This is a genomic window from Bellilinea sp., assembly GCF_053501535.1.
This window is the reverse complement of sequence record NZ_JBRCOK010000166.1, coordinates 1-5,497: the sequence shown is the minus strand read 5'-3', so window position 1 is coordinate 5,497 and position 5,497 is coordinate 1. Positions and strand designations below refer to the sequence as shown.

Sequence of the window (5,497 nt, the reverse complement as noted above, 5' to 3'; positions counted from 1 at the left end):
TTGAAATTCACAACGACTATGATTTTCTCCCGCTTTCCCACCTGCGCGGCGAGTGGGAAATTGCAGTGGACGGCGAAGTCTGGCAGCGCGGCAGTTTGCCGCTTCTTTCTACCCCGCCCGGCGAGAGCCAGCCGCTGCAGCTGAACTACCGCCTGCCTCCCCTGCGTCCGGGACAGGAAGCCTTTTTGACCCTGCGTTTTCGGCTGGCGGAGGACTGCGCCTGGGCAGAGGCCGATCACGAGGTCGCCTGGGAGCAGTTCCGCCTGCCGCTGGATGTACCGCCGGTGATTCACCCAACCGGCGGCCTGCCGCCGGTAGAGGCGCAGGCCGATTCAAGCGGGCTGCACCTGCGCGCCCCGGCCGGTGAAGTTCACTTTGACCTGCACAGCGGTTTTCTGACCGACTTCCGCTTTCAGGGTGTGCGCTTGGTCGAGCACGGCGTGCAGTTGAACCTGTGGCGGGCGCCGACCGACAACGACGGTTTCAAGTGGGCGCAGGATCATCATGGGAAACTGCTCGGCGAGTGGCTGGACGCCGGTCTGGACGGCCTGGAACACCATCTGCTGGAGATGCATTGGAAGAGCGGAGAGGAAGGCAGCGTCAGCGTCCGCGCCGTTCATCGGATCTGTGCGCGGGATGTGCCGGCCGGATACCGCATGTTCAGCAACTACACCTTGACCGGCAGCGGCTGGCTGGCGCTGCAGGTGGACCTGCGACCCTTCGGCCGACTGCCGGTTTTGCCGCGCCTCGGGGTTCAACTGACCCTGCCGCCCGGTTTTGAACAGTTCTGCTGGCTGGGGCGCGGCCCGCATGAGAGTTATGCCGACCGCAAGCGCGGCGCGCCGGTTGGGCTGTACTGCGGCAGCGTGGATGAGCAGTTTGTGCCCTACATCATGCCGCAGGCAAACGGCAACAAAACCGATGTGCGCTGGGCAGCCCTGCGGGATGCAGCCGGCTGGGGGCTGCTGGCCAGCGCCGACCGCCTGCTGGAAGTTTCGGTCAGTCACTTCACCGCCGATGACCTCTACCGCGCCCTGCACAGCGTCGAGCTGGCGCGCCGCCCGCAGGTTTACCTGAATCTGGATGTCAGACAACTGGGTTTGGGCAGCGCCTCCTGCGGGCCGGGGGTGGGGGAGGGCTATTTGCTTCATCCGGCTGCCGAACGCTTCACCCTTTTGTTCCAGCCGCTTGCCCCGGGCGATGACCCGCGCTCCATCGGGCGGCGCTGGGTGGAACTGCCGTCGGCTTTTACGGCGGAAGGGGAGGGGGGTGAGAATGGAATTTGAGATTGCGGCCTTTCCAACTTTGCGCTGCGGCAATGCGGCCGTCGAACGCGCCTACCGCATTGCCGCCGGCGACCTGCTGGGCAACATCCAGCCGTACCCGCCGGGCGACGAAGACCGGCCGGTGCTGCTGGCCGGGCTGGACTACGACACGCCCTGGACGCGCGACGCCGCCATCAACGTGTGGAACGGCCTGGGCCTGACTCACCCGCAGGTGGCGCGGGATACGCTGCTCTCGGTGCTGGAGGAAAGCGCGGACGGGGTTGCGATCGGCGGGCAGTACTGGGATGCGGTCCTCTGGGTCGTCGGCCTGTGGGCTTATTACCTCTACACCGGTGACCGCAACACACTGGAACTCGGTTATCGGGCGGCGCGCAACAGCCTGCGCCGTTTTGAGGATGAGGAGTACGATCCGCAGTTCGGCCTGTTCCGCGGGCCGGCGGTGTACGGTGATGGGGTGGCGGCTTACCCTGACCGTTATTCGCCCGGCGCAACCAGCTCGATCCTCGACTGGGTGCAGTACCACCCCGCCGAAAAGGCTGCGCGCGGCTACGGCATCCCAATGATGACCCTTTCCACCAACTGCGTTTACGCCGCGGTGTACCGGCTTCTGCCGCGCATGGCGGTTGAGCTGGGTCTGCCGCCGCTGCCGGAAGACGAGGTCACCGCCGAGCGCCTGCGGGAGAGCATCCACCGCCATTTCTGGAACCCGCGCAGCGGTCTTTTCGACTATTTACTGGACGAAGAAGGCCGCTGTGAGGCGCAAGAAGGGCTGGGCCACGCCTTTGCAATCCTGTTCGGAATTGCCGACGCCGAACAGACTGCCTCCATCCTGCGCCGCCTGTACCGCACGCCGTGGGGGGTGGCCTGCGTCTGGCCGACCTTTGCGCGCTATGCCGAACGCGGCGGCTTCGGCCGGCACAGCGGCACGATCTGGCCGTTCATCAACGCCTTTTGGGCTGAGGCCGGCCTGCACGGCGGACGGAGCGATCTGTTTGATGGAGAATTGGCTCACCTGACCGTGCTGTTCAACCGCTTTGCCCAGTGCGCCGAAATTTACCACCCGCTGACCGGCGAAATCTACGGCGGACTGCAGGAGGCGGGCAAGGGCGCCAGCGGCTGGGAGTGGGAATCCTGCGCGCGCCAGAGCTGGAGTGCGACCGCTTATATGCGCATGATTCTGCTGGGTGTGTTGGGAATGCGTTTTGAACCCGATGGGGTGCACTTTGCGCCTTACCTGCCGCCCGGCCTGGGCTGGCTGGAGCTGGAATACCTGCCCTACCGCGGCGCGCGCCTCTCGCTGCGGGTAGAAGGGCGGGGCAGCCGCCTGACTGCCTGCCGCTTGGACGGACAGCTGCATGAGGCTTTCCTCCCCGCCGGGCTGGAAGGCGCGCACCGCCTGGAGATGGCAGTGGAGGAGTGAGATGAGGACGGGGCGCGCCGCAGCGCAGTGTGGATGGCGCGCTATTCCGGTAAAGTCCTTGTTGACCGATTGAGCCGGTTCTGGCTGGAGAAGTGGAAAATAAACATATTGACAAAATGGAAAAACGGTTGTATCCTCCCTATCGGAGGTGATCATGGGCGTAAATGAGGTGATACAGGTTGCAAGTAATGGGCGCATTACTCTTCCCGGTTCCGTGCGGCGCAAGGTGGGACTTTCCGAAGGCGACCTGCTGCGCATCGAAGTGAGCGAGGAAGGACAGATAATCTTGACGCCTGTTGCCGCAGTGGATCGCAACCAGGTTTATTTCTGGACACCGCGCTGGCAGGCGGGCGAACAGGAAGCCGAAGCAGATATCCGGTCGGGGCGGGTGCGCACATTTTCAACCGTTGACGATTTGATTGAAGACCTGACCGAAGAGTAGCCCCGTGCAGTTCAGCCGAACCGAACGATTCAAAAAAGCCTTTCGCGCCCTGCCAGAACCCGTTCGGGAAAAGGCGGTTAAAGCCCTGCAATTGCTGGCAGAGAATCCTAGACATGCGTCCTTACAGGTCAAAAAAATTCGGGGAACAGAGAATATCTGGGAAGCTCGGGTAGATCAGAAGTACCGTTTCACCTTCCAGATTGAACGTAAAAACAAACAGACGATTATTTTCTTGAGAAATATAGACAACCATGATGACTGTTTGAAGAACCCATGAACCCTAATCGTCTTGCCCATATCGCCCTATTTCTGCCGACTGCTGCTGCCGGAGTTTTTGCTCTGCGGAATGTTTCTGAGTTCTTTTCAGAACCGCCTGATGCGCTCCCATTTCTTGCAAATCCATAAGAATTGAGGCAAATGCACGAAACCATGAGCACACTTTCCCAATTTACAAATCATCATTGGTCCAAGTTAAGAAATGACTGGCTGCTGTGGTGGCAGGGTAAACTGAATCGTCCCCTTGTCGTCATTGAAGCTTTCGATGCCCAAAGCGGTTTCGGGTATGAACATCTCTATCCCAATCTTTTTCAATTTGACCCAAGTCTGGCTCCTGAACAGGTGCTTTTGCAAGTCGAAGCGGTCATTCAATCGGTGCACTGGCTGGGGGATGCCTACCCCCGCTGGTGGTTGAATTTTGGGCCGGGGGTTCTGGCCGCGTTTCTGGGAAGTCAGGCAAGGTACGAAAACGGCACTACATGGTTTCATCCCATCCTGAAAGATGCCGACCTCAAAACGGTTTCTTTATCTTTTGATCCGGAAAATGAATATTACCAGCGTGTGCTGGGCATTTTTAAAGCGGCTGTGCAGCGCTGGGGGAAGATGCTGACCATCGGTTACCCCGATTTGGGTGGAATACTGGACATCCTGGCGAGCCTGCGGAGCACCGAAAAATTACTGCTGGATCTTGTGGATACCCCCCAGGAAGTGATCCGACTGTGCAATCAAATTGCCGGGGTCTGGCTTGAAGTATTCTCACAGCTTAACCAGAATTTAGAAACAGCCGAACGCGGCTTTTCCAGCTGGGCACCGTTATGGATGCCGGCGAACGGTTACATGCTGCAGTGCGATTTTGCCTATATGATCTCGCCGCGCATGTTCAAAACATTCGTACTGCCGACATTGATCACCTGTTCTCAGGCGATCCAGTACCCCTTTTATCATCTGGATGGCAAAGGGCAGCTGCCCCATTTGAAAAGCCTGCTGGAAATTGAACAATTGAAAGGCATCCAGTGGATTCCTGGCGATGGTGCTCCGCCGGCGGAAGACTGGCCGGAGGTGCTGACGGAAATCCGCCGTCACCATAAACTCTGCCAGGTCTATGTCACCCCCGCCGGAGCACAAAAAATCGTCCGAGAGCTGGGCGGACAGGGCTTTGTGCTGTCCCTTTGGGAACAGGATCATAGCGGCGGTCACCGCAACCTGACATTAGAGGAAGCCGAACTTGCATTGGAGATGCTGCGGCGAGAAGGCGTTATGATATAGGAAGGAGTCTATGACCAAAAGAATCTTGTTCGGTTTGCTGGGCAGCATTACGGGCGGCATCCTTGCCGTGATCGGCGGTGTGCTGTTCCTCCGCCTGTTATTGGATCTCAACGTCATCCGCTCTTCCGGCTGGGAGGATCTGATTTACGGCATTTTAGCGGTCATCCTGCTTTACCCGCTGGGGGTTGGACTGGGCGGCTGGCTGGCGCTGCGCCGCACGGCCGGGCGCGGCATGTGGTGGAAAGCGCTGCTGGCGGCCTACGTGAGCGAGGGGCTGATTCTGTTGCTGGCCGACCCGCTGGGGTTGAACCTGACCACCAACTTGCTGGGCGGGCTGCTCTTTTTGCTGCCGCCGCTGGCGGTTTTGCTGGCCTACCGCCTCAACCGCCCGGCCGGGCAGGGGGAGTGAGGATATTCGGGGAAAATTAGTTTGCCTAAGAGATACACATTTCGAAATGATCCGATTTCTCTTCATCACTCTCTATATACACACAAATCTTCTCGCTTTGAACGCGGATTGTGCACCGAATATGCCAAGGCTGTACATAATAGACAGCTTCTTCGTGTGTTTTGGAAACCAGGTTGATTTGCGAATTAAATTCCGAGTCTGATCCCTCAAGAGACAGAGTTTCACCTTTGATAGTGATCATTTTCTGATCTTCATTATCTTCATTGGTAAGGATGGTCATCCTTTTGCGTTGACGATTGACTCTACACTGCAAATGGTTTTGGTTATCGTTTAGAGTGATTTCGAGATTGATGATATGCTGTTTTATCTGACTATTTTGTTCAAGTTCACCTAATTTA

6 protein-coding genes are annotated in these 5,497 nt (G+C 58.5%); 5 read left to right on the top strand and 1 reads right to left on the bottom strand.

The window, feature by feature from the left end:
* The 5 genes from ACWIZX_RS14970 to ACWIZX_RS14950 all read left to right on the top strand — a co-directional run.
* Positions 1-1,286, top strand: a 1,286-nt coding sequence (locus ACWIZX_RS14970) for a beta-galactosidase small subunit family protein (protein WP_448336360.1), incomplete at its 5' end; no start/stop codon positions are given.
* Positions 1,276-2,706 (top strand): MGH1-like glycoside hydrolase domain-containing protein, encoded by a 1,431-nt coding sequence (locus ACWIZX_RS14965; protein ID WP_448336359.1) that lies wholly within the window; start codon positions 1,276-1,278, stop codon positions 2,704-2,706. The genes ACWIZX_RS14970 and ACWIZX_RS14965, both read left to right, overlap by 11 nt.
* A gap of 154 nt (positions 2,707-2,860) precedes the next feature.
* Positions 2,861-3,148, top strand: coding sequence for an AbrB/MazE/SpoVT family DNA-binding domain-containing protein (locus ACWIZX_RS14960; RefSeq protein WP_448336358.1), 288 nt, complete (start codon positions 2,861-2,863; stop codon positions 3,146-3,148).
* 417 nt (positions 3,149-3,565) lie between these two features.
* Positions 3,566-4,690 (top strand): hypothetical protein, encoded by a 1,125-nt coding sequence (locus ACWIZX_RS14955; RefSeq protein ID WP_448336357.1) that lies wholly within the window; start codon positions 3,566-3,568, stop codon positions 4,688-4,690.
* A gap of 10 nt (positions 4,691-4,700) precedes the next feature.
* A complete protein-coding gene (locus ACWIZX_RS14950) occupies positions 4,701-5,099 on the top strand; it encodes a hypothetical protein (protein ID WP_322792443.1) in 399 nt (132 codons plus the stop codon).
* 25 nt (positions 5,100-5,124) lie between these two features.
* Here the strand turns inward: ACWIZX_RS14950 and ACWIZX_RS14945 are convergent.
* On the bottom strand, positions 5,125-5,497 hold a 373-nt coding region (locus ACWIZX_RS14945), incomplete at its 5' end, for a hypothetical protein (protein ID WP_448336356.1).

Bases quoted from the DNA above. Each gene is read 5' to 3' on its own strand.
- ACWIZX_RS14965 (WP_448336359.1), top strand. From the start codon at position 1,276: ATGGAATTTGAGATTGCGGCCTTTCCAACTTTGCGCTGCGGCAATGCG.
- ACWIZX_RS14960 (WP_448336358.1), top strand. From the start codon at position 2,861: ATGGGCGTAAATGAGGTGATACAGGTTGCAAGTAATGGGCGCATTACT.
- ACWIZX_RS14955 (WP_448336357.1), top strand. From the start codon at position 3,566: ATGCACGAAACCATGAGCACACTTTCCCAATTTACAAATCATCATTGG.
- ACWIZX_RS14950 (WP_322792443.1), top strand. From the start codon at position 4,701: ATGACCAAAAGAATCTTGTTCGGTTTGCTGGGCAGCATTACGGGCGGC.